The organism is Paraburkholderia sp. CI3, assembly GCF_050436505.1.
GTDB lineage: Bacteria > Pseudomonadota > Gammaproteobacteria > Burkholderiales > Burkholderiaceae > Paraburkholderia > Paraburkholderia tuberum.
This window is the reverse complement of the sequence record NZ_JBNDMI010000002.1, coordinates 1024874-1045977: the sequence shown is the minus strand read 5'-3', so window position 1 is coordinate 1045977 and position 21104 is coordinate 1024874. Positions and strand designations below refer to the sequence as shown.

The following is a 21104-nucleotide window of genomic DNA, read 5'->3' as shown; positions in this document are numbered from 1 at the left end:
GCGACGACGGCGCCGAATCGTGGCTAAAGCTTTTGTGCCTCGCTGGGCGCAAAGGCATTGCGGCTTCGTTTCAGAACTTTTCAGTTTGCGCCAAGGACTTCGGCCGCTTGCGTCATTAGAGTGCCTGCCGGCATGTGGCGCTATTCAGCGAGTTCTCGCTCCTCGCCGCATCGCTATCCATCTCAACACGCAAGGTCGTCGCCACGCCCGCGCGCGGCGATGCAACGACGGAGATCTAGCATGAACACCCAGCAAATCGATTCGACCAGGCCTTCGGCGTCGCGCCGCAGGCTGCTTTCGGCAAGTGCGGGCATGGCCGGCGCCGTGGCAGCCATGTCGAGCCTGTCCGCGAACGCAGCCGCGTCCGTGACGGGCGGCTCGGCGCATACGCATGGCACCTCGCATCATCACGGCGGCAACTACGTGAGCGCGAAGGACGGCACGCAGATCTTCTTCAAGGACTGGGGCACGGGCATGCCGGTCGTCTGCTCGCACGGCTGGCCGCTCTCGGCTGACGCGTGGGACGCGCAGATGCTCTTCCTGGTGAATCAGGGCTACCGGGTAATCGCGCACGACCGCCGCGGCCATGGCCGTTCGGGCCAGCCGTCCGAGGGCAACGACATGAACACCTACGCCGACGATCTCGCGGCTGTGCTGGACGCGCTCGACGTGAAGGGCGCGATGCTCGTGGGCCATTCCACGGGCGGCGGCGAGGTGGCGCATTACATCGGCCGCCATGGCGAAAAGCGCGTGGCGAAGGCCGTGCTGATCGGCGCAGTGCCGCCGCAAATGGTCAAGTCTGCGAACAATCCGAACGGTCTGCCGATGTCGGTGTTCGACAACATCCGCGCGGGCGTGGCGGCGAACCGCTCGCAGTTCTATCTGGATCTGGCCACGCCGTTCTACGGCTTCAACCGCCCCGACGCGAAAGTCTCGCAGGGCCTCGTGCAGGACTTCTGGCGCCAGGGCATGGCCGGTTCGATCAAAGGCCAGTATGAGTGCATCAAGCAATTCTCTGAAGTCGACTACACCGACGACCTCAAGAAGATCAGCGTGCCCACGCTGATCCTGCACGGCGACGACGACCAGATCGTGCCGATCGACGATTCGGCGAAGCTCTCGGCGAAGATCGTCAAGAACGCGACGCTCAAGGTGTACAAGGGCGCGCCGCACGGCATGTGCAGCACGCACGTCGATCAGGTCAATGCGGACCTGCTCGCGTTCCTCAAGTCCTGAGGCGCTACGACGAGATCTGCGTGACGCGCCTGCGAGGCAACGCGCGTCTGTTCAGAACTCTTCAGCTTGTCACAAGGACTTTCAGGCGCGCGTCGCCTCAGCTCGATGCCTATCGCGACCACCATACGAACGAACGCGAAACAGGCCTCTTGCTCCTGGCGCCCAGTTTTGAGTGGCTTCGAAAAGGGAATGAAATGGGTTTGAAACTGCAAGGCTCGCACCCGCATAGCCTCGAGATCGCGCGTCTCGCTGCCGCCGTTCGTGCGAACGCTGACGATGCGCGTGTCTGGCGCTGGTACGCCGACCTCATGGAAGACGGACGCGTGAGTTGCACGCGTACGCGCAAGGGGTGGCTGATCACGGTAGACGGTCGCTGCACGGTGGAAGACGAGTCGTTTGATTGCGCCGTGCGTCGAGCGGAGCAGACATGGAGTGACATCGCGCAGTCCCAGGTCAAGCTGCTCCGCCGCAGCAAGACCGCTGTGAAGACAACCGCCTCGAATTTACCGCGGCTTCGGTGAAGCGCCGCTCAGAATGAGGATGACTGCTGGTCCCTTGCGGCCGCGTTGGAGCCTTGAGCGCCCGGCAGCGAGCCGAACATGTGCTGGCTGCATTTCGCCTCGCGCCATGCGGCACCCAACTTGTAACCGGAGAGCACCCTGCGTGCGAGGGGAAGTATCTGCTCGCCGGCCAGCATGCCGAGCAGGCCCGTCAGCGCAATGGTGGGCGGGGCCGGCGATTGCACGCCGATCGCACCGTAGACGACCCCGGCAAGGATGCCGGCCAACAAGGAAAGGATATACGGTTTCATAGTGCGAGTCTCATTGACGACCTGTCCCGTTACAGGATCTGCCCAGCGAATTCGTGGAAAGACTACCGGCTACTCTGGATTAAGAAAATACCAATTAAGAGCTTTTAAGATTAATTCTTTGGGCAATAAAATTTAATCCCTTTTTAGTTGTTGCTGCTCTGTCCTTGCGTGTCAAATAACCGGAGCTGGATGTCGAATTGCCCAGCGCCAATGCACATTGGACGCCTGCCGGTCATGCCGGCATGGCGGCTTCCTCCTCTCTCCGGTTCAAAGGACCTACCCGTCATGAACGATTCGAAGCTCGAAGTTCTCACTCCTCAAAACAGCCAACTGATCATCATCGATCACCAACCGCAAATGGCGTTCGGCGTTCAGTCGATCGACCGCCAGGTGCTGAAGAACAACGTCGTCGGTCTGGCCAAGGCGGCCAAGGTGTTCAACGTTCCGACCACGATCACCACGGTCGAGTCGCAAAGCTTCTCGGGTTACACGTATCCGGAACTGCTCGACGTGTTCCCCGAGCACAAGGTGCTCGAACGCACGTCGATGAATTCGTGGGACGACCAGAAGGTACGCGACGCGCTCGCCGCGAATGGCCGCAAGAAGGTGGTCGTAGCGGGTCTGTGGACCGAGGTCTGCAACACGACGTTCGCGCTCTGCGCCATGCTCGAAGGTGACTACGAGATCTACATGGTGGCCGACGCATCGGGGGGCACGTCGAAAGACGCGCACGACTTCGCGATGCAGCGCATGGTCCAGGCGGGCGCCGTGCCCGTCACGTGGCAGCAGGTCCTGCTCGAATGGCAGCGTGACTGGGCTCACCGCGCGACCTACGACGCCGTGATGGCGATCGCGAAGGAACATTCGGGCGCGTACGGCATGGGTGTCGACTACGCGTACACGATGGTCCATAAGGCAGCGCAGCGCACGGCTACGCCGCACGAGGTGCTGCCGGCTGTACCGGCACGCTAATCGCCTCCGCGATCGCCGAAAGCGGGGCGATGCGCTCCGCGTGAAGTCGGCGGCAGCGCACGCGGTCTGCCGATCGCTGCGCTGCAGTGCATTCCCCGCGAGGTACTCGGGTTGAACCGCGGGGTCTCGCATCAGCATTCCAATCTCACAGAGAGACTGATCGTATGGAATCTTATCTGGTGTCCCTCGGTGCAGGGATGCTGATAGGCGTGATCTACAGCGTGATCAAGGTCCGCTCGCCCGCGCCCCCGCTCGTTGCCCTCATCGGCCTGCTTGGCATGTTGATCGGCGCACAGGCCGTTCCATCCCTGAGGCAGTTGTTGGGCTTTTAATCGAACTGATAGAAACGAGGAAACGCAAATGAGCGCAACCGTTACCCATCCCGATCTCATTTTGCACAATGGACGGTTCACCACGCTGGATCGTTCGAACCCGATCGCCAGTGCCGTGGCGATTGCCGATGGCCGCTTCGTCGCGGTCGGCAGCGATACCGACGTCATGCCGCTCGCGGGCCGCGCAACCAAAGTTATCGATCTCGGTGGCCGGCCGGTGCTGCCAGGCCTCATCGACAATCACCTGCATTTGATCCGCGGCGGTCTGAACTACAACATGGAACTGCGCTGGGACGGCGTACGCTCGCTCGCCGTTGCCATGGAGATGCTCAAGCAGCAGGTTGCGATCACGCCCGCGCCGCAATGGGTGCGCGTGGTCGGCGGCTTCACCGAGCACCAGTTCGAAGAGAAGCGGCTGCCGACGCTCGATGAGTTGAACGCCGTCGCGCCGGATACGCCGGTCTTCATCCTGCACTTGTACGACCGGGCGCTGCTCAATGCCGCCGCGTTGCGCGTGGTGGGCTATACGAAGGATACTCCGGAGCCGCCTGGCGGCACGATCATGCGCGACAGCGCGGGCAACCCCAACGGGCTGCTGCTGGCGAACCCCAATGCGTCGATCCTCTACGCGACACTCGCGAAAGGCCCGAAGCTGCCGCTGGAGTATCAATACAATTCGACGCGTCATTTCATGCGCGAACTCAACCGCCTTGGCGTGACCGGCGCGATCGATGCCGGCGGCGGCTCGCAGAACTACCCGGACGATTACGAAGTCATCCGCAAGCTCCATGACGCGGGCGAGATGACGGTGCGCATCGCATACAACCTCTTCACGCAAAAGCCGAAGGCCGAAAAGGAAGACTTCGTGAACTGGACCGGCTCGGTCAAGTATCACGATGGTTCGGACTACTTCCGCCACAACGGTGCGGGTGAAATGCTGGTGTTTTCGGCGGCCGACTTCGAGGACTTCCGCGTGGCGCGCCCCGAACTGCCGCCCGGAATGGAAGGCGAACTCGAAGGCGTGGTGCGGGTACTCGCACAGAACCGCTGGCCGTGGCGCCTGCATGCGACCTATGACGAAACCATCAGCCGTGCGCTCGATGTGTTCGAGAAGGTCAACAAGGATATTCCGCTCGACGGAATCAACTGGTTCTTCGACCACGCGGAAACCGTTTCCGAGCGATCGATGGATCGAATCGCGGCGCTGGGTGGCGGCATCGCGATTCAGCATCGCATGGCCTATCAGGGCGAGTATTTCGTCGAGCGCTATGGCGCGCAAGCGGCGCAAGCCACGCCGCCCGTCGCGAGAATGCTCGAGAAGGGCATCAAGGTCTCGGCCGGCACCGATGCGACGCGCGTCGCGTCGTACAACCCGTGGGTGTCGCTCGCATGGCTCGTGAGCGGCAAGACAGTTGGCGGTCTGCGGATGTATCCGCAACGTAACCTGCTCGATCGCGATACCGCGCTGCGCATGTGGACGGAGTACGTCACCTGGTTCTCGAACGAAGAGGGCAAGAAAGGGCGCATGGTGCCCGGGCAGCTCGCCGACCTCATGGTTCCGGACCGCGACTTCTTCTCGTGCGCGGAGGACGACATTGCCGGCACCACCGCATTGCTCACGGTGGTCGGCGGAAAGATCGTCTGGGGCGCGGGCCCATTCTCGCAACACGATCAGCCAATCCCGCCTGCAATGCCGGACTGGTCGCCGGTGCGCCAATACGGCGGCTATGGCGGCTGGGGCGCTACGCAGCGCGAGGGCGCGCCGCTCGGCCGCGCCGCTGCCGCGGCGATGTGCGCCTGCGCGAGCGCCTGCGATGTGCACGGCCATGCACATGCGAGCGCCTGGGCCAGTGCATTGCCGACTTCGGACGCAAAGGGCTTCTGGGGCGCATTCGGCTGCGCTTGCTGGGCGATCTGACATGGCGATATGGAACGGCAGCAGCAACCCCGCATGGGTTCGCGCGCTGCTATCGCAGCCGTGGGTTGGGCCGCTCGTGCGCCTTGCGCTCGTGTCCGCCTACCTCATCGGCGGTGTCACCAAAGCCCTGAACTTCGAGGGCGCGATTGCGGAGCAGGCGCATTTCGGCCTGCACCCGGCCGCCCTCTGGGCAGCGCTCGCGGTGGCGGTCGAGATCGTCGGCTCGCTATGCGTGGTATTGCGCCGCTTCACGTGGATCGGCGCAGGCGGCCTCGGCATGCTGACCGTCGTCGCGATGCTGGTTGCCAACGACTTCTGGAACCATGCCGGTGTCGAGCGCTTCATGGCGCTCAACAGTTTTTTCGAGCATCTGGGACTGGTCGCGGGGCTCGTGCTCGCGATCCTGCTCGGCGATTCGCAGCGTCCGGCCGGCGAGAGCCGCGCCTGACCGATTGATCAGTACGATGAAATATCAAGGAAATTCCGCTATGAAAGCAATTCGCACTGCCTTAGTTGCCCTGATGATCGCGGGCGGTCTCGTCGCCGCGCCCGTTTCTTTCGCGACGCCGCCCGTAGCGCCGGTCGAATCGCCGTCGGTCGCAGTCGGTCCGCAGTACGACACGACGCACGTATACGTGGCACCAGAGGACTTCGACCGCTTCACCGACAGCTTCGCGGCGACGTTCGGCGGCAGCAAGTCGAAGCAGGGTGTGTTCCAGGTCACGCCGACACCGAGTCAGACGATGTCGCAGCTCGTATTTACCCCGGCAGGCACGATCTCCGTGTTCGGCTTCAAGACGCCCATGCCATATCCCTTCGGCGCGGAGCGCACGGGCTACCTCGTGACGGACATGGACGCGGCGGTGAAGTCGGCGCGTGCACTCGGTGCCGATGTGATCGTCGATACGTTCCCCGATCCGATCGGCCGTGATGCGATCATCACGTGGCCGGGTGGTACCAACATGCAGCTCTACTGGCACACCGAGGCCCCGCACTACGACAAGCTGCAGACCATTCCCGAGAATCGGGTCTACGTGTCGCCGCAAAGCGTGCACAAGCTGGTTCACGATTTCGTCAAATTCTCGCACGGCAAGGTGGTGTCCGATGACCTGAAGGCGCCGGGTGTCGAGATCGGCAGACCTGACGACACCTATCGCCGCATTCGAATCGAATCGCCGTTCGGCAAGATGACCGTGCTCGTGACGGACGGTCATCTGCCTTACCCGTTCGGGCGCGAAGTGACCGGCTACGAAGTATCGAATCTGGCCGATACGCTTCAAAAGGCGAAGGCCGCTGGCGTCAATGTGCTGGTGCCGCCGTTCACCTCGGCCGGGCGTGATGCCGCGGTCGTGCAGTTCCCGGGCGGCTATATCGCCGAAATTCACGCAGGCGCGGCGCAATGAAGTCCGAGGACACGATCCTTGCCGCGATCGCCGGCTTTGTCGACACGCTGAGCTTCGTTGCACTGTTCGGTCTGTTCACCGCACACGTGACGGGCAACTTCGTGTTGATTGGCGCCGGCATCGCCGGCTCGGGGCAGGGCGTTCTGCTCAAGCTGATCGTGTTCCCCGCGTTTATCGGCGGGGTCGTTCTCAGCAGCCTGCTCGTGCGTTGGCTCTCGCAGGGGCATGCGCGTCAGGGCGCACGCTTGCTCTATGCGGTGCAGGCCGTGCTGATCGTCGGCTTTTGCCTCGCCGGCGTATGGGCGACGCCGGTCAGCCGGCCCGACAGCTTGCCTGTCATCGTGGCCGGCGTCGTGGGTGCGTTCGCGATGGGTGTGCAGAATGCGCATCCGCGCCTGATCCAGCGTCCTGGCGTGCCGAATACCGTAATGACGGGCAACGTCACGCAAGCCGTTCTGGACGTGATCGACATGCTGTCGCCGGGCACGGTCGACAGCGTGCGCGCCGCGGCGCGCTCGCGCTTCGGGTCGATGATGCCGGCCATTGTCGCGTTTGCGGTTAGCGCGGTGGCCGGGGCACTGGGAGTGGTCTACATGGGCTTCTGGGCGCTGCTTGCGCCGGCGTGCGCCCTCGTCGGGCTCGCGGTGACCACGGGAGAGCATGAGCGCGCGAGCGCACCGGGGCACTCATGAATCCAGGCGGCGCAGGGAATCATCCCGCTCGGCCCCGGCGCGTGAGCGGCACGGGCAAACACAAACACAAGCCGACAAAGGCAAGGAAATCGATGGTATCGAGCACGATGCGCGGGCGTCGATTCGAGAAGGCCGCGCGCTTGACGGCCATCGCCGGGCTGTTGCTGATGGGCGCCGGCGCAGCGTTAGCGGATACGGCGGCGCAACCGGTTGCAGGTGCGAGCCTCGCGGCTGACTCGGCCGGTGCGACCACAGGCACGGTGGCGAATGACGCCACAACGACCGACGCGTGCAACGTCAAACGTCCTGCCGTGATGTTCAACCGCTGGCAGGAGGACTGGTCGGTGCTTGCGAACCCCTGCGTTCCGCGCAAGCCGCTCGACAGCCTCAAGTACATTCCGCTCGGCGGCGACCCCGCCTCATATCTGTCGCTTGGCGCGAACCTGCGTGAGCGTATCGAAACCAATGACGCCCCGCTGTTCGGTATCGGCTCTGCGCAGTCGGATACTTATCTGATTCAGCGCATCGAAGTGCATGCCGATGCACATCTCGCCGAGCACTGGCAGTTTTTCGTGCAACTCGTGGATGCGCGGGCGTTTGGCAAGAACGTGGTCACGCCGGTGGACAAGAATCCGCTCGATCTCGAGCAGGCATTCGTGGCCTACACCGGAGCGGTCGGCGGCGGTACGTTCAAGTTTCGCGTTGGCCGCCAGGAAATGGCATTCGACTTGCAGCGTTTCATTGCCGTACGCGATGGCCCGAACGTACGACAGGCGTTCGATGCTATCTGGGCAGACTACGAATACCAGAAGTGGCGCTTTATCGCCTACGCGACGCAGCCCGTGCAGTACCGTAACGCGACGGTGTTCGACGACGTGTCGAACCGCAATCTCACTTTCAGCGGCGTGCGTTTCGAGCGCCAATCCGTCGGGCCGGGTGATATGTCCGGCTACTGGTCGCGCTACAACAACACCAACGCGCGATACCTCGACGCTCAAGGTTCTGAGCACCGCGACGTCTGGGACCTGCATTATTTCGGCACGCGCGGCCGCGTCGATTGGGATGCCGAGGCGATGCTGCAGACGGGAACGGTCGGTAATAGTACGGTTCTCGCGTGGGCGGTCGGCTCGCTCGCGGGTTACAAGCTCGACCTGCCGTGGACGCCGCGCGTCGCGCTGCAGATCGACGCTGCCTCTGGCGACCGGCACCCGCATGATGGGCGGCTCGAGACCTTCAATCCGCTATTTCCGAACGGCTATTACTTCACGCTCGCAGGCTATACGGGCTACGCGAACCTGATCCACATCAAACCATCCATCACGCTCAAGCCTTCGGCCAGTCTCACGCTGCTTGGCGCGCTGGGCTTCCAGTGGCGCGAGACGACCGGCGACGCCGTGTACCAGCAGCCGAGTCAGCCAGTGCCGGGCACGGCGGGCAAGGGCAGCCGGTGGACCGGCATGTATGTGCAGTTGCGCGCGGACTGGACGATTGCGGCAAATCTGGTAGGTTCGGTCGAAGCCGTGCACTTCCAGGTGGGAAACTCGATTCGTGAGGCGGGCGGCCGCAATGCCGACTACGCAGGCGTCGAACTCAAGTACGGGTGGTAGGACTCGTCGGCGATCAGGCTCGTGGCGATCCCGGCGGCGTGAGGAGCGTTGCCGGGATCGCGCCATTTGTCAACTTCGTTCAGGCTCTGATTACGGCTGGCCCGATGGACGAAGGAGCTCGTTGTTCAGGTGCTCAAGGCTAACAGTTTGCCGAGAAAGTTAACATCGCCTTCGAGAGATTTTTGAGCTGCCCTCTTAGGAGCGTGCTCGTCGAAGGCGCATTGGAACTTCTCTGCGACGTACGTCCGGGTGCATTCGAAAAGGCTATACATCGCCTCTGGCCCGTCGAGACAGACGTTGACAAGTGACTTCGAGACAAGGTCATCCATGCTTTCAATCAAGCCGCCTGTCGTCACTGCCATGTTGTTGACGACTCCACGCAGCGAATCAAAGCTGAACGGTCTGTCCAGCCGGCAAAGTTGAACGAGCAGGGACTGGGCCGGGGCACTCAACAGGTCGAAGCTGACATCAAAGGCTGCCTGTAGACAGCGCTGCCGCGCCGTCGCAGTGCGGTATCCCCCGGACAGGAACGACAGTCCATCGTTCAGCAGGCTTTGCACGCCTTCTACGCCCAATAATTTCGCCCGTCCGGCGGCCAACTCGATAGCAAGTGGAATACCATCCAGGCGCTGACAAATCTTTGCGATGCTCTCAATCTCAGCGATGCGAGGGACAAACCTCGGGTGCATCTGCTGCGCATGATGGACGAACAGCTGGACAGCCGGACTGTTCAGCATCTCGTCGCAACGGTCCGTGAGTTTGGGAACACCAAGCGGATCCACCCTGAAAACCGTCTCGCTTCGAATCCTCAGTGGCTCCCGACTCGTAACCAGGAACTGGATATTCAGGCTTGCTGCCAACAATGCTTCTACGATTTGTGCAACAGCTGAGATGACATGCTCCGCGCCATCGAGTATCAACAACCACGGCGCATTCGATAGCGCTGCTCTTAAACACTCGGAAGAGACGATTTCCTCCGGCATTTCGACGCCGCAACCGCACGCGATGGCACTCAGCACCTCGTCAATCGTGGCTAGGGACGCAAGATCGACAAAGGCCACCGTCGCCGGGCATGACGGCACTATCCGATAGGCGACTTCAAGTGCAAGGCTCGATTTTCCGACACCACCTGTGCCCGTCAGCGTAAGCACCTGGGACTCCACCATTGCCTCGGCTGCCTTGGCGACGACTACGTCTCTCCCGACGAAATTCCCGACGCGGCTCGGGAGCGGCCGCGGACTGGCGGCGGTACGGAATTTCGGAGGTACGTCCTGAGACGGGGCCAACCGGTAGCCACGGCGCGCGACCGTGGTGATGAGGTCCCGGTCATCACCCAGCGCCTTGCGCAGCGCAGAGATGTTGACGTCGATATTGCTGTTTTCGACGATGGTGCCGGGCCAGACCGTCTGCATCAGCTCGGACCTCGACACCACTCGACCCTGTGCCGAGGCGAGCGTCACCAGCAGGTCGAAGGCGCGCGAGCCCAGCCGCACATCCTGGCCATCACGCAGCAAGCGTCGCGCGTCCATATCGAGTTCGATTCGGCCGATTTTCATAAGGTTGCCTCCAGCAAGGGAAATAGACACGCGTGTCTTCGCCATCGGTGAGTGGTGAAGTCAGGTCGGCTACCGCCGGAGTGCGCGCTTTATAACGCTGCTGGCGTGTCTGAACGCAGCGTCTGTCGGACTGGTTTCAGCCAGGCCATCGAAAACCATAAAGTCATGAATCGTGCCGATATAACGAGCGGCATTGACTCTGACGCCGGCGCGCATGAGCTTTCGGGCATATTCTTCGGCGTCATCTCGCGTAATGTCGTTCTCTGCTGTGATGACGAGTGCGGCAGGGAGGTCTTCGAGTTCGTCGGGTTTCGACTGTATCGGCATCGCCGCCGCGAGTGACCGAGATTTCTCGGGAAACTGCGACTCGATAAAACGCTCCAGCGCTCTCGCCGTCATACCGGGCCCCGTCGCGAACTGACGATATGACTGCGTGGTGGAATCTGCCGACAGGATGGGGCAGAACAGCACTTGCAGGTGCAGACTCGGGCCATGCCGGTCTCTCGTCCATCGCGCCATGACTGCAGCGATGTTTCCGCCTGCACCGTCGCCGGCCACCGCAATCGCGCGAGCATCGACCTGCAGCGCTTCGGCATTTGCAGCGACGTATTGCAGTGCGGCGTATGCCTCTTCGTTTTGTGTCGGAAACAGGGCGTGAGGTGCAGGCGAACAAGAGACGAAGACAACCGCCACCTCTGCTTCAGCCGAAAGGCGTGACACGAGCCTGCGGTGGGTTGCGAAGCTCGCCATGCGCCAGCCGCCGCCCGGATAGTAGAGCACGACGGGCAGTAAGCCCGGCGTGCCGGCCGGTCGCACGATGTGCACGTCGACGGAGCCAGTCGGTCCAGTCTTGAAGGTCAGCGCTTCGGTCGTGACGGCATAGTCGTCCGCGAAACCGTTGTCACTGTCGGCGCGGCAGGGGAACGACGGCTGTTCGGCGAGCAGCGAATCCGGATGCATGCCGGCTTCGGAGACCAGATCGAGAAATTGCTGCGTCTCGGGGTCCAGTACTGGGTGGGACGTCCATGGCGTCGCGAGACGCGGTGACGCGGAATCGACGGTACTTGCAGGCGGAACGTGGTCCATGAAAGCCGACATATGAGAGTTAAGCGGTTGGGGGGACTCCCACTCGCGCCACACACAGCGTCAACTGCACCTGCTGAGCCTGAAACGATGTCGAGTCCCGGTAACCGCTATTCTCCAGGCAATGCGCCGGGACCGTTCAGTTAAAGTTTGCTAAGAAGCGTTAGCCGCAGGTGCAAACCCGGAAGCGCGTCCGCGTCAGGCGCCGCCTCCGCGAGTCTCACCCTTGCAAGGTGCGGCCATTACACGCTCGAGCGCGCATGCTCATGAAGCACCTCGCTCACCCAGGACGGCTCTGCAACGCGATCCGCCAGAATCAGCGCATCCATGGAGACTTTGCACCCGGCGCTTGCAAACGCTTCCAGTTGGGGAACGGTTGCTCTGGAAAGGGCGATAGGCCTGCCGCCAAGAATGTTTTCGAATCCTTCCCGGTAGATGTCCCAATGCGCCAATCCCCGCCGGCTCGTGCACTCGCGAAGCTTGCGGGTGAGCTGCCGGGCGAAGTCATGCTCGCCTGCCCAGATCATGACGGGTATTGAGCCGAGTGCGAGGCCGTAGACGATCGACAGGTCGTGCCCGATCGAAGCGACGAGCTCGGCGCAGTCCCTTGCCAGCTTCACAGCGCGCTCAGTCTCGCCTTGCAGCCAAAGAATTCGCATGTACACCACCATGCTTGCGATGCGGCCATCCATTTGTGCATCATTTGCCCTTGCAAGATTTTCCCGCGTGGGGCCAGCTTCGAGGGCGATGACCTGTTCAATCAGCGTTCGCGCTTTCGCCTGGTCGCCGAGGTAGTGGCGTGCAAAGGCGAGATTGCGGCTCGACATCTGATTGAGCGTGGAGTCTCCGAAACGATTCGCGAATGCCTGCATCGCCTCGGCCAGTGCAAGACCTTCCACGTATCGACCTGTGACAAGCCGATGCGCAAATACGCCCCACAGAATGCGAAATTCCAACGCCTCGTCACCCAATCGTCGGCTCAGGGCGCAGGCACGTTCAAAAGCACGTGCCATTTCGATGGTTGGCCCACGCGTGTGCCAGAGCGAGTGTCCGTAGGCCACCAGCAGTTCGACGTGTCGCGTGCTACCGGCCTGCTCCGAGCCCTCAACGGCTGCAATGGCGTGTTCCGCCATGCTAAGGAACTCGTGCGGCCGCGACAGATGGAGCCAAAGTGGTGCCGTGGCGATAACGAGGTCGATTTCGAGCTCGGAATCCCCCTCCTGATGCGAGGCCCACTCGAACGCCGCGCGGATATCGTCAATTCGCTTGCTGAGCTGGGCGAGCCATTGGGGTTGCGCCTTGCCCTCCCAGGCGGCGCCCAGGTCCGCGAAGGTCTCGCAGCAATGTATCGTAAGCAGGCGCCAGGCCTCGTTCGCTTCGCCGGCTTCCAGCAAGCGAAGGTGTGCGTATTGGCGGGTCGTATCGAGGAGCCGATACGGGTTGTCGGCATCACTGATATCACGTGCGACAAGCGACTTGGCGACAAGGCCTCTGATTGCCTCACATACCGCCAGTTCATCGATCTGCCCACAACCTGCCACGGCAACGGCTTCACGAATGCCAAACGAAGAGCGCATCACCGACAGCCGGCGCAGGACGTGCTGCTCATGCGAGTCCAGCAGCTCGTAGCTCCAGTCAAGCGTCGCTTTCAACGTTTGATGCCGCGGCAACGCGGTTCGGCGCCCTTGTGTGAGTAGCGCAAAGCGGTCGTCCAGGCGCGCGGCGATCGCACCCACGTCCATGTGCGCGACGCGCGCCGCGGCAAATTCAATCGCCAAAGGAATTCCGTCCAGGCGCCGGCAAATGTCGGCCACGGCGCCGATGTTCGAAACCGTGAACTGAAAGGCGTCGTCGGCAGCCTTCGCCCGGTCGTGAAACAACGAGATGGCCGGATAACTTCCGGCCTCCTCGATGCCAATCCTCGCACCCACTTCCGGAAACGGCAGGGCCGACAGCCGATGCACCGACTCGCCATCCGCGCGCAACGGCTCCCGACTTGTTACCAGAAGGTACACGCCAGATGCGCCTTGCAGCAATTGTTCCGCGACCTGCGCAACCGCCTCGACGACATGTTCGCAATTGTCCAGGATCAATAGTATTGGCGTGTCGCCCAGTGAGGCAAGCAGGTCCGGGACTGGCTTGCCGCTGAATACGGCGACGCCGAGCGTCGACGCCACGGTACTGGCGACGCTCGCCTTGTCGGAAACGGGGGCGAAGTTGACGAATAGTGCCCGGATACCGGTACGCTCGGAAAAGCGATGCGCTATAGCCACGGCGACCGTGGTCTTGCCGATGCCGCCCGGACCGGCGATGGTCAATAGCCTGCGTTCGGGAAGCTGGTCGGTCAGGCCGTCAATGACATCTTGCCGGCCGATGACCCGGGTGAGGGTCACGGGCAACGCTCGCGCACCTTCATCGGGGGTACGGGCCGGCGCAGTCGGCGTGGCGGCGGTGAATTGCGTAGCCCTCGTGGAATTGACCGGCACCGCGAGCCGATAGCCGCGTCCATTGTCGTTCGCGATGTAGCGGCTATCCGATTTGCCATCGCTCAGCGCTTTCCGAAGCGTGGAAACGTGCACACGAAGCGCGCCATCGTCGACCACGCTTTCTTTCCAGACCTGCTCGCGCAGTTGACGCGTTGAGACCAGTTCGCCACCGTGCTCGGCGAGCACGATAAGAATGTCGAGCGCACGACTCCCAATGCGGACCTCATCGCCATTTCTGGTGAGGACACGCTGCGGGAAATCGATGCGGAACGGGCCGAAAGTCAGGCTATACCGGGCAACCATCAAACCCCCATGCAGGTCAATAGTACGGGCATCCGTTGCGGCCACACTAAATATCTGATGATTCTATCACCGCAAAGTCTGATTTCCTGTCTGTGCGGATGGATGAGTCTTCGCCACGTCGATGACGAAAGCATCCAGTGTCCTTCGCCGTAACGAAGACGGAGGCTCAAATCAATTGTTAAGAGGCCAGTTGCCAAAAATCCCGCAGAGTTTCAGGCTGCGCGGCCGTGTGGGGCGCTTGCCGCGAGGTTTGGGTGAAATCCTCGTCGGTGCTTTGGCCGCTGGCGTACAGGGCGTATCGTTCCACGATTGCGTCCAGTTCACCGGCCTCGGCAAGCTTTTCTCTTCCGTACGCGCGGGCCAGCGCCAACACGCGATACGTGACAACGGTGCCTTCGAAGCGAATCTCGACCATCGATTTGTCGACGAGCTTGCAGACGCAATCCATCACCGCCGAATCATTGAGAGCGTCATCGCGGGCGATAAGGCACGCGGCCTCAGCGTTGAACGGATAGCCGAACACGCAAAAGCGCCGAAATACCGCCCGCTCCCGGTCGCTGAGCATCTCGAAACTCCAGTCCAACGAGGCTCGCAAGCTTTTCTGTCTTTCCTGCGCGGTTCTGAAGCCGCCGCCCAGGTAGAGCAACAGTTCCTCGAGCCCAACTCGGAGATGCTCCAGTCCAAGAATCGAGGCGCGCCCCGCCGCCAATTCAATGGCCAGTGGGACACCGTCCAGGCGTCGACATATGTCGTCGATCAGCCGTAGGCGGTCACAGTTCATATCCATGTTCTGCCCGTTGGAGAACAGACGTCGCTGGAACAGCCGAAAGGATGGGGAGCGAAGCGTTGCCCCAGGGGCATCCTCGACGTCAGGCAGTGCAAGCGGGCCGACGCGGTAAAGGAAGGTCTGCAAAAGTCCTGGATTTGATGGGCGCGTGAACTATCCTGGGAACAGATGAGAGCGCGAGGTGCTGCAATGACGCAACTGGATCTTGGTCTGAATCTGTCAACGAAGCGCACGCGCAAGCGTGAATTTCTCGACGAGATGCGACGCGTGGTGCCGTGGCTAAAACTGATCGCGCTGATCGAGCCGCACTATCCGAAGGGTAAAACCGGACGGCCGCCGTTTCCGGTTGCGACAATGCTGCAGATCCATTTCATGCAGCAGTGGTTCGGATTGTCCGACCCGGCGATGGAAGAGGCACTATACGACGTGCCGCTGTATCGCGATTTCGCTGGACTGGATGGTGGGGTGACGCGCTTGCCGGACGAAAGTACGATCCTGCGGTTTCGTCATCTGCTGGAAGCTCATGGCCTGGCGGAGCAGATGCTCGCATTGGTCAATGAGATTCTGAGCGAGAAAGGTTTGTTGCTCAAGACCGGATCGGCAGTCGACGCCACGCTGATTCCAGCGCCCAGTTCAACGAAAAACGGCTCCGGTACACGAGATCCGGAAATGCAGTCGACGCAAAAAGGCGGCAACTGGTACTTCGGGATGAAGGCGCATATCGGTGTGGACGCGGAATCGGGCCTGGTTCACACCGTCATCGGCACGGCGGCCAACGTTCACGACATCAACGCGGCCGAAGCACTGCTCCAAGGTGAAGAAGCGGATGTGTACGCCGATGCTGGATATCAGGGTATTGAAAAGCGCTGCGAAAGCGGTTCGGTGCGCTGGCACGTCGCAATGAGGCCCGGCAGGCGAAGGAAGCTGGACCTGAGTGATCGCGTGGACGCGATATTCGATCAGATCGAACGACTGAAAGCCGGTGTCCGTGCCAAGGTCGAACATCCGTTCCGCATCCTCAAGCGGCAATTTGGCTACACGAAGACGCGATACCGTGGCTTGAAGAAGAACACCGCCCAGATCACGACACTGTTTGCACTGGGCAACCTGTGGATGGTACGCAAGGTTTTATAGAAGGTGTGAATGCCCTGGAAGATGACGTCCAGGGCAATCGGAAAGCGCGAGGTGTCATGATCGAACACGGTGTGTCACCGTGCCAGCAAGTCCTCAATCAACGCTGGTTCCGTGCCAGTAGCAAAAAATTGGCGCGCAGAAAACGGGTTATGCAGACCTTCCTTTCCTATGTCAGCTCCATTCATGGGCTGTCCGGCCCTGTGACGATCGTGCGCCAGGACGTTTCAACGGAGACCTGGCGCGAACAGGACATCGAAGTTCACAAGCAGGAAATCACCTTCGCTTTCGACAACGGCGCGGTGATTCGCCGATCCCTCGAGTGGGATCAGGTGAGCTCCGATGCGCTCTGCGCCGAATGCTGGATCGACTATGTCGTGATCCAGCATCCCGCCGGCCTCAGCATCGATCCGGCGAGCCAGAGATTCGACAACGTCTGCCGCGAAACCTTCTGGCTGCGTTATCACACCGCATGACGTTCGCCCGGATGTCCGTCCAGTCAGTCTTGCCTCGCGGCCGCGTGGCTCTCGCCAAGCGCACCGTAAAAGACGCCGCCAATGATTGCGACGCCCAGTGCCGAGCCGATCTGAAACGTAGAAATCACAACCCCTGAGGCGAGTCCGGCATGCTTTGTCGGGGCTCCCCCAATGACCGCCTTGATGCGCCGCTGCGGCTTGCATCGCTGTCGACATCGTGCGGCCTGCGCAGTCTCGCGACCCGCAAGCTCGACGCAGCGGGGATCGCCCGGATCGACGTGTTCATAGGCGGTGGCACGCCGGCCGTCACCGCCGCTGTCTCGGCCGGGCTTGCCGTCGGTGCGTTCGCGCAGCGGGTCGCGCCGGTCGGTGTCATCGAAGACGGTGCGCTGCTGGGGCTCCCCGCGCTTCCTCCTTCGGAAATCGTGCTGCATTCGAGCCTCTCGGATACGAGGTCGCGTGGAGCGCTGCGCACGATTGCCGCTGCGTTTCGCGAACATCGAGCGACGATTCGATACTTGGCGTGGAGAACACTCCATCAGACAAGCGCATCACCTGGGCCCGCCAAGGAGGTTTGATGACGTCGAGTCATTAAACAAATGACACCCAGGCTCTCGCGAAATCACCACGCCACACCGAGAATGCTTTCCAACACGGCATCCGCCGTAATCGAGGAGAACAGCATGTTTGCAATTACCGGTGTGACAGGACAGGTGGGCGGCGCGGCGGCACGCGCGTTACTCGACGCGGGGCACGCGGTGCGCGCCGTGCTGCGCGACGCAAGCAAGGCGGCACCGTGGCGCGAGCGCGGCGCGGAGGTGGCGATCGCGTCGTTCGAGGACGCCGACTCGCTCAGCGCCGCGTTTCGCGACACGGCCGGCGTATTCGTGATGATTGCGCCGAATTTCGCGCCGCAGCCCGGTTATCCCAACGCGCATGCGGCGGCCGCGATACTGAAGGAGGCGTTGTCGAAGGCGCGGCCGGGGCGGGTGGCGGCGTTGTCGTCGGTGGGCGGGCAGCGCGATGCGGGGCTCGGCCTCATCACGCAGGTGCATATTCTCGAACAGGCGCTCGCCGATCTGCCGCTTCCGACCGCGATCCTGCGGCCGGCCTGGTTCATGGAAAACTCGTTGTGGGATATCGCACCGGCCCGCAACGCCGGCGTGATGCCGAGCTTTCTGCAGCCGCTCGATCGCGCGTATCCGATGGTCGCGACCGCGGATATCGGCCGCGTGGTCGCGCAGGCGCTCACGCAGTCGTGGCAAGGGCGGCGCGTGATCGAGATCGAGGGGCCAGGGCGCTATACCCAGCACGAGATTGCCGCGCTGCTCGGCGAGGCGCTCGGGCGGCCCGTCGAAGCGCAGACGGTGCCGCGCGAGCAGTGGGAGGCGCTGTTTCAGGCGCAAGGCACGGAGTGGCCCGCGCCGCGTATCGAGATGCTCGACGGCTTCAACTCGGGGTGGATCGATTTCGAGCAGGGGGTGAACGAGCGGGTGATTGGCATGACGTCGTATCGGACGGTGCTGGAGGAGTTGGTGAAGCGGGCGGGGTAACCAGGCCTTAGGCGGGATGCGCGCTCACGGTGGCCGGACGCTGTTAGCCCGCCTCGCAGCCGCGCCCCGCGCGCGTGCTAATCTTGCTCCCTTCGCGGACGTCCCGCGTCAGAGCAGACACCATGACGGAAGCCTTCGATCCGGACGGCATCGAGCAAGCGGTCTTCGTGGTCGGCGAACGCCATGCGACGCTGGACGAGCCGTGGCGCGCGTATCGGCGCGCGCGTCTGATTTACGTTAGCGAAGGCGTGCTGACCGTGCGCACGGCATCCGGCCGTTGGGTCGTGCCGCCCGCCCGCGCGCTGTGGATCGCCGCGAATACGCTGCACTGCCTGCACGCGACGCGGCCGGTGCAGTCGTATTCGCTCCATGTTGCAACCGATGCCGCAATGGACGCCACCGACGACTCCGCCGCCGCCGCCGACGCCGCGCCGCTGCCCGCGCAGACCGGCGCGCTGGTCCCCGACACACTGGTGCAGGCGCTGCTCGCCGCCGCGGCCGATCTGCCGCACGATCACACGCCCGATGAACCCGCCCGCCGTCTGCTGCAGGTGCTGCTGGATCGCGTCGCCGGCTTGCCCGCCGCGCCGCTTGGCTTGAACTGGCCGGGCGATCCGCGCGCGCGGCGCATAGCCGAGGCGCTCAGCGCGAATCCCGCGCAATCGCTGGTGCTGGAGGAACTCGCCGCGGCCGCGGGCGTGACCGCGCGCACGGCCGCGCGTTTGTTCGCGAAGGAAACGGGGCAGACCTTCGGTCAATGGCGCCAGCAGTTGCGTCTGCTGGCCGCGCTCGAACATCTGGGCGCCGGTGAGAGCGTCACGCAGGTGGCGCTCGAAGTCGGCTATAACGACGTGTCGTCGTTTATCGCGGTGTTTCGCGATGCGTTCGGCGACACGCCGGCGCGCTATTTCCGCTGACGCCGCTTCGTGGCCACCGCGCGAGCGTCGCCGTCGCGCGAAAACGAATCTGCCTCAATGGGCGCCGGCCGCATCCGGTCCACCTCCGCCCTTGGCCGGCCGCGTGATCCAGATCAGCGGAATGATCAGCAGGAAGATGATCGCCGACACAAAGAAGACGTCGTTCAGGCCCATCATCGCGGCCTGCGTGTTCACCGTGAAATCGAACAGCGCATTCGCCGATTGTGGATTCAGATGCAGCAACGACTGCGTGTTGTCGATCTGCTGCGCGAACAACGGGTTGTCGACCGACGCCTGCTCGGTCAGCCGCACATGATGCAGTATCGTGCGGTTGTTCCACGCGGTACCCGCGATCGACGTGCCCACCGCGCCGCAGAACACCCGCACGAAATTCGACAGCCCCGCCGCCGCCGGAATCCGGCTCTGCGGCTGGCCGGACAGGATGATCGCCGTCAGCGGCACGAAGAACAGCGCCATCGGAATGCCTTGCAGCAGCGTCGGCAGCACGAGGTGCCACGTGTCGATCTCGATCACGTACTTCGAGCGCATATAGAACACGATCGCGAAGCCGACGAACGCGACTGTCGAGATCACGCGCGCGTCCGAGTGCGGCAGCACGCGGCCGAGTATCGGCGCAAGAATGATCGCGAAGATGCCGAGCGGTGCGGTGACGAGGCCGGCGTCGATCGAACGGTAGTTCAGGTACTCCTGCATCCATTGCGGCAGCAGCACGAGATTGCCGAAAAATACCCCGTAGGCGATCGAAATCGCGATCGTGCCGCCGAGAAAGTTGCGCTGCTGAAAGAGCCGCAGATCGACGATCGGGTGCTCCTCGGTCAGCTCCCATACGAGGAAAAACGCAAAGCTGATCAGCGCGACGAGGCCGAGAATCGCGATCACCGGCGACGAGAACCAGTCGAGATCCTTGCCCTTGTCGAGCATGATCTGCAGCGACGCGACCCACGTGATCAGCAGGCCGAGACCGACCACGTCGATCGGCGGCTTGCGCGTCGGCGATTCGCGGGTGCGGTAGATCATCCACGTGACGCTGGCCGCGAACAGGCCGACCGGGATGTTGATGTAGAAGATCCACGACCAGCTGTAACTGTCGGTGATCCAGCCGCCTAGCGCCGGGCCCGCAATCGGGCCGACGGTGGCGGTCATCGCCCACAGCGCGAGCGCGGTCGACGACTTCTCCTTCGGATACGAGCCGAGCAGGATCGCCTGCGACAACGGAATCAGCGGCCCGGCCACCGCGCCCTGGAATACCCGCGCCAGCAGCAGGATCGGCAGCGTCGGCGCGATGCCGCACAGCCATGACGCGAGCGTGAAGGACAGGATCGCGCCGACGAACAGCTTCACCTGGCCGATGCGCTGCGTGAGCCAGCCGGTCAGCGGAATCGCCACCGCGTTGGAGGCCGCGAACACGGTGATCACCCACGTGCCTTCGTCGACCGAGACGCCGAGGTTGCCGGAAATCGTCGGAATCGCGACGTTCGCGATCGACGTGTCGAGCACGTTCATGAACGTGGCGAGCGCGACCGCGATCGTCGCGAGAACCAGCCGGCCGCCTTCGAGAGGCGCGGGCGGCGACGGTGGCGCGGGTGGCTGAGGCGGCGACGACGCGGAATCAGGCGCGGCGTTGGGCTGGCTCAAAAGGCGTTCTCCGGAGGTTTTGCGGCGGACGGCGCGAACGGTGTGAGGACGGATGGCGAGGGCGCGCGATTCGCAATGCATGGTCGGCGCAGGATGCCGTGGACCGTGCACCGCGTCGGCGGGTCCGTCGATGCGCAAAAGCATACCCGCAATCGCCGGCCGGCGTCGGCCACGGCAGCAGCCGA

The 21104-nt window shown here is 62.8% G+C and carries 20 protein-coding genes; 13 read left to right on the top strand and 7 right to left on the bottom strand.

The features are described from left to right. The first annotated feature begins 240 nt into the window (after window positions 1–240). Together OKW29_RS07665 and OKW29_RS07660 are read left to right on the top strand one after the other, a co-directional pair. Window positions 241–1236 carry an alpha/beta fold hydrolase gene (locus OKW29_RS07665; RefSeq protein ID WP_429290565.1) on the top strand — a complete coding sequence of 332 codons (996 nt, stop codon included), beginning with the start codon at window positions 241–243 and terminating at the stop codon, window positions 1234–1236. A 194-nt stretch (window positions 1237–1430) separates the two neighbouring features. Beyond that, window positions 1431–1757: a hypothetical protein gene (locus OKW29_RS07660; protein WP_187616621.1), complete on the top strand. Its 327-nt coding sequence runs from the start codon at window positions 1431–1433 to the stop codon at window positions 1755–1757. An 8-nt stretch (window positions 1758–1765) separates the two neighbouring features. Here OKW29_RS07660 and OKW29_RS07655 read toward each other — a convergent pair whose 3' ends face one another. Then, window positions 1766–2047 (bottom strand): XapX domain-containing protein, encoded by a 282-nt coding sequence (locus OKW29_RS07655; protein WP_184062564.1) that lies wholly within the window; start codon window positions 2045–2047, stop codon window positions 1766–1768. 285 nt (window positions 2048–2332) lie between these two features. Here OKW29_RS07655 and OKW29_RS07650 point away from each other — a divergent pair, with 285 nt between their 5' ends. The 7 genes from OKW29_RS07650 to OKW29_RS07620 all read left to right on the top strand — a co-directional run bounded on the left by OKW29_RS07650 (window position 2333) and on the right by OKW29_RS07620 (window position 8971). Continuing rightward, the gene (locus tag OKW29_RS07650; RefSeq protein WP_184062562.1) at window positions 2333–3019 is read left to right on the top strand and encodes a hydrolase; all 687 of its coding nucleotides are present in this window, start codon (window positions 2333–2335) and stop codon (window positions 3017–3019) included. Between the two features lie 164 nt (window positions 3020–3183). Next, the gene (locus tag OKW29_RS07645) at window positions 3184–3351 is read left to right on the top strand and encodes a DUF1427 family protein (protein WP_184062561.1); all 168 of its coding nucleotides are present in this window, start codon (window positions 3184–3186) and stop codon (window positions 3349–3351) included. A 28-nt stretch (window positions 3352–3379) separates the two neighbouring features. Further along, window positions 3380–5269, top strand: coding sequence for an amidohydrolase (locus OKW29_RS07640; protein ID WP_429290564.1), 1890 nt, complete (start codon window positions 3380–3382; stop codon window positions 5267–5269). A 1-nt stretch (window position 5270) separates the two neighbouring features. Then, complete coding sequence (locus tag OKW29_RS07635; RefSeq protein ID WP_429290563.1) at window positions 5271–5717, top strand: DoxX family protein; 447 nt, start codon at window positions 5271–5273, stop codon at window positions 5715–5717. 40 nt (window positions 5718–5757) lie between these two features. Beyond that, the gene (locus OKW29_RS07630; RefSeq protein WP_429290562.1) at window positions 5758–6672 is read left to right on the top strand and encodes a glyoxalase; all 915 of its coding nucleotides are present in this window, start codon (window positions 5758–5760) and stop codon (window positions 6670–6672) included. After that, a complete protein-coding gene (locus OKW29_RS07625; protein ID WP_429290561.1) occupies window positions 6669–7364 on the top strand; it encodes a YoaK family protein in 696 nt (231 codons plus the stop codon). The genes OKW29_RS07630 and OKW29_RS07625 overlap by 4 nt, the downstream gene beginning before the upstream one ends. A gap of 92 nt (window positions 7365–7456) precedes the next feature. Beyond that, the gene (locus OKW29_RS07620; protein ID WP_429290560.1) at window positions 7457–8971 is read left to right on the top strand and encodes an alginate export family protein; all 1515 of its coding nucleotides are present in this window, start codon (window positions 7457–7459) and stop codon (window positions 8969–8971) included. Window positions 8972–9096: 125 nt separating this feature from the next. On the opposite strand, the gene OKW29_RS07615 is transcribed toward OKW29_RS07620, so the two are convergent. From OKW29_RS07615 to OKW29_RS07600, 4 genes are all read right to left on the bottom strand, one after another. Next, window positions 9097–10527, bottom strand: coding sequence for an ATP-binding protein (locus tag OKW29_RS07615; RefSeq protein ID WP_429290559.1), 1431 nt, complete (start codon window positions 10525–10527; stop codon window positions 9097–9099). Window positions 10528–10596: 69 nt separating this feature from the next. Further along, window positions 10597–11613: an alpha/beta hydrolase gene (locus OKW29_RS07610; RefSeq protein ID WP_429290558.1), complete on the bottom strand. Its 1017-nt coding sequence runs from the start codon at window positions 11611–11613 to the stop codon at window positions 10597–10599. Window positions 11614–11852: 239 nt separating this feature from the next. Further along, window positions 11853–14399, bottom strand: coding sequence for an ATP-binding protein (locus OKW29_RS07605; protein WP_429290557.1), 2547 nt, complete (start codon window positions 14397–14399; stop codon window positions 11853–11855). A gap of 178 nt (window positions 14400–14577) precedes the next feature. Next, on the bottom strand, window positions 14578–15312 hold the full coding sequence (locus tag OKW29_RS07600) for an ATP-binding protein (protein WP_429290556.1): 735 nt from the start codon (window positions 15310–15312) through the stop codon (window positions 14578–14580). A 63-nt stretch (window positions 15313–15375) separates the two neighbouring features. On the opposite strand from OKW29_RS07600, the gene OKW29_RS07595 reads away from it, so the two are divergent. Both OKW29_RS07595 and OKW29_RS07590 read left to right on the top strand, forming a co-directional pair. Beyond that, on the top strand, window positions 15376–16320 hold the full coding sequence (locus OKW29_RS07595; RefSeq protein ID WP_429290555.1) for an IS5 family transposase: 945 nt from the start codon (window positions 15376–15378) through the stop codon (window positions 16318–16320). A 56-nt stretch (window positions 16321–16376) separates the two neighbouring features. Beyond that, complete coding sequence (locus OKW29_RS07590) at window positions 16377–16793, top strand: hypothetical protein (protein WP_429290554.1); 417 nt, start codon at window positions 16377–16379, stop codon at window positions 16791–16793. Window positions 16794–16816: 23 nt separating this feature from the next. On the opposite strand, the gene OKW29_RS07585 is transcribed toward OKW29_RS07590, so the two are convergent. Beyond that, window positions 16817–17227, bottom strand: coding sequence for a hypothetical protein (locus tag OKW29_RS07585; protein ID WP_429290553.1), 411 nt, complete (start codon window positions 17225–17227; stop codon window positions 16817–16819). A 249-nt stretch (window positions 17228–17476) separates the two neighbouring features. Here OKW29_RS07585 and OKW29_RS07580 point away from each other — a divergent pair, with 249 nt between their 5' ends. Continuing rightward, entirely contained in the window at window positions 17477–18346 is an 870-nt protein-coding gene (locus OKW29_RS07580; RefSeq protein ID WP_429290552.1) for an NmrA family NAD(P)-binding protein, read from the top strand. Between the two features lie 122 nt (window positions 18347–18468). Next, window positions 18469–19263, top strand: a complete 795-nt coding sequence (locus OKW29_RS07575) for an AraC family transcriptional regulator (RefSeq protein ID WP_429290551.1) — start codon at window positions 18469–18471, stop codon at window positions 19261–19263. A 54-nt stretch (window positions 19264–19317) separates the two neighbouring features. Here the strand turns inward: OKW29_RS07575 and OKW29_RS07570 are convergent, their stop codons facing one another. Next, window positions 19318–20919, bottom strand: coding sequence for a DHA2 family efflux MFS transporter permease subunit (locus tag OKW29_RS07570; RefSeq protein WP_429290550.1), 1602 nt, complete (start codon window positions 20917–20919; stop codon window positions 19318–19320). Window positions 20920–21104 lie beyond the last annotated feature (185 nt).

Bases quoted from the DNA above. Each gene is read 5' to 3' on its own strand.
- OKW29_RS07665 (WP_429290565.1), top strand. From the start codon at position 241: ATGAACACCCAGCAAATCGATTCGACCAGGCCTTCGGCGTCGCGCCGC.
- OKW29_RS07660 (WP_187616621.1), top strand. From the start codon at position 1,431: ATGGGTTTGAAACTGCAAGGCTCGCACCCGCATAGCCTCGAGATCGCG.
- OKW29_RS07655 (WP_184062564.1), bottom strand. From the start codon at position 2,047: ATGAAACCGTATATCCTTTCCTTGTTGGCCGGCATCCTTGCCGGGGTC.
- OKW29_RS07650 (WP_184062562.1), top strand. From the start codon at position 2,333: ATGAACGATTCGAAGCTCGAAGTTCTCACTCCTCAAAACAGCCAACTG.
- OKW29_RS07645 (WP_184062561.1), top strand. From the start codon at position 3,184: ATGGAATCTTATCTGGTGTCCCTCGGTGCAGGGATGCTGATAGGCGTG.
- OKW29_RS07640 (WP_429290564.1), top strand. From the start codon at position 3,380: ATGAGCGCAACCGTTACCCATCCCGATCTCATTTTGCACAATGGACGG.
- OKW29_RS07635 (WP_429290563.1), top strand. From the start codon at position 5,271: ATGGCGATATGGAACGGCAGCAGCAACCCCGCATGGGTTCGCGCGCTG.
- OKW29_RS07630 (WP_429290562.1), top strand. From the start codon at position 5,758: ATGAAAGCAATTCGCACTGCCTTAGTTGCCCTGATGATCGCGGGCGGT.
- OKW29_RS07625 (WP_429290561.1), top strand. From the start codon at position 6,669: ATGAAGTCCGAGGACACGATCCTTGCCGCGATCGCCGGCTTTGTCGAC.
- OKW29_RS07620 (WP_429290560.1), top strand. From the start codon at position 7,457: ATGGTATCGAGCACGATGCGCGGGCGTCGATTCGAGAAGGCCGCGCGC.
- OKW29_RS07615 (WP_429290559.1), bottom strand. From the start codon at position 10,527: ATGAAAATCGGCCGAATCGAACTCGATATGGACGCGCGACGCTTGCTG.
- OKW29_RS07610 (WP_429290558.1), bottom strand. From the start codon at position 11,613: ATGGACCACGTTCCGCCTGCAAGTACCGTCGATTCCGCGTCACCGCGT.
- OKW29_RS07605 (WP_429290557.1), bottom strand. From the start codon at position 14,399: ATGGTTGCCCGGTATAGCCTGACTTTCGGCCCGTTCCGCATCGATTTC.
- OKW29_RS07595 (WP_429290555.1), top strand. From the start codon at position 15,376: ATGACGCAACTGGATCTTGGTCTGAATCTGTCAACGAAGCGCACGCGC.
- OKW29_RS07590 (WP_429290554.1), top strand. From the start codon at position 16,377: ATGATCGAACACGGTGTGTCACCGTGCCAGCAAGTCCTCAATCAACGC.
- OKW29_RS07585 (WP_429290553.1), bottom strand. From the start codon at position 17,227: ATGCAGCACGATTTCCGAAGGAGGAAGCGCGGGGAGCCCCAGCAGCGC.
- OKW29_RS07580 (WP_429290552.1), top strand. From the start codon at position 17,477: ATGTTTGCAATTACCGGTGTGACAGGACAGGTGGGCGGCGCGGCGGCA.
- OKW29_RS07575 (WP_429290551.1), top strand. From the start codon at position 18,469: ATGACGGAAGCCTTCGATCCGGACGGCATCGAGCAAGCGGTCTTCGTG.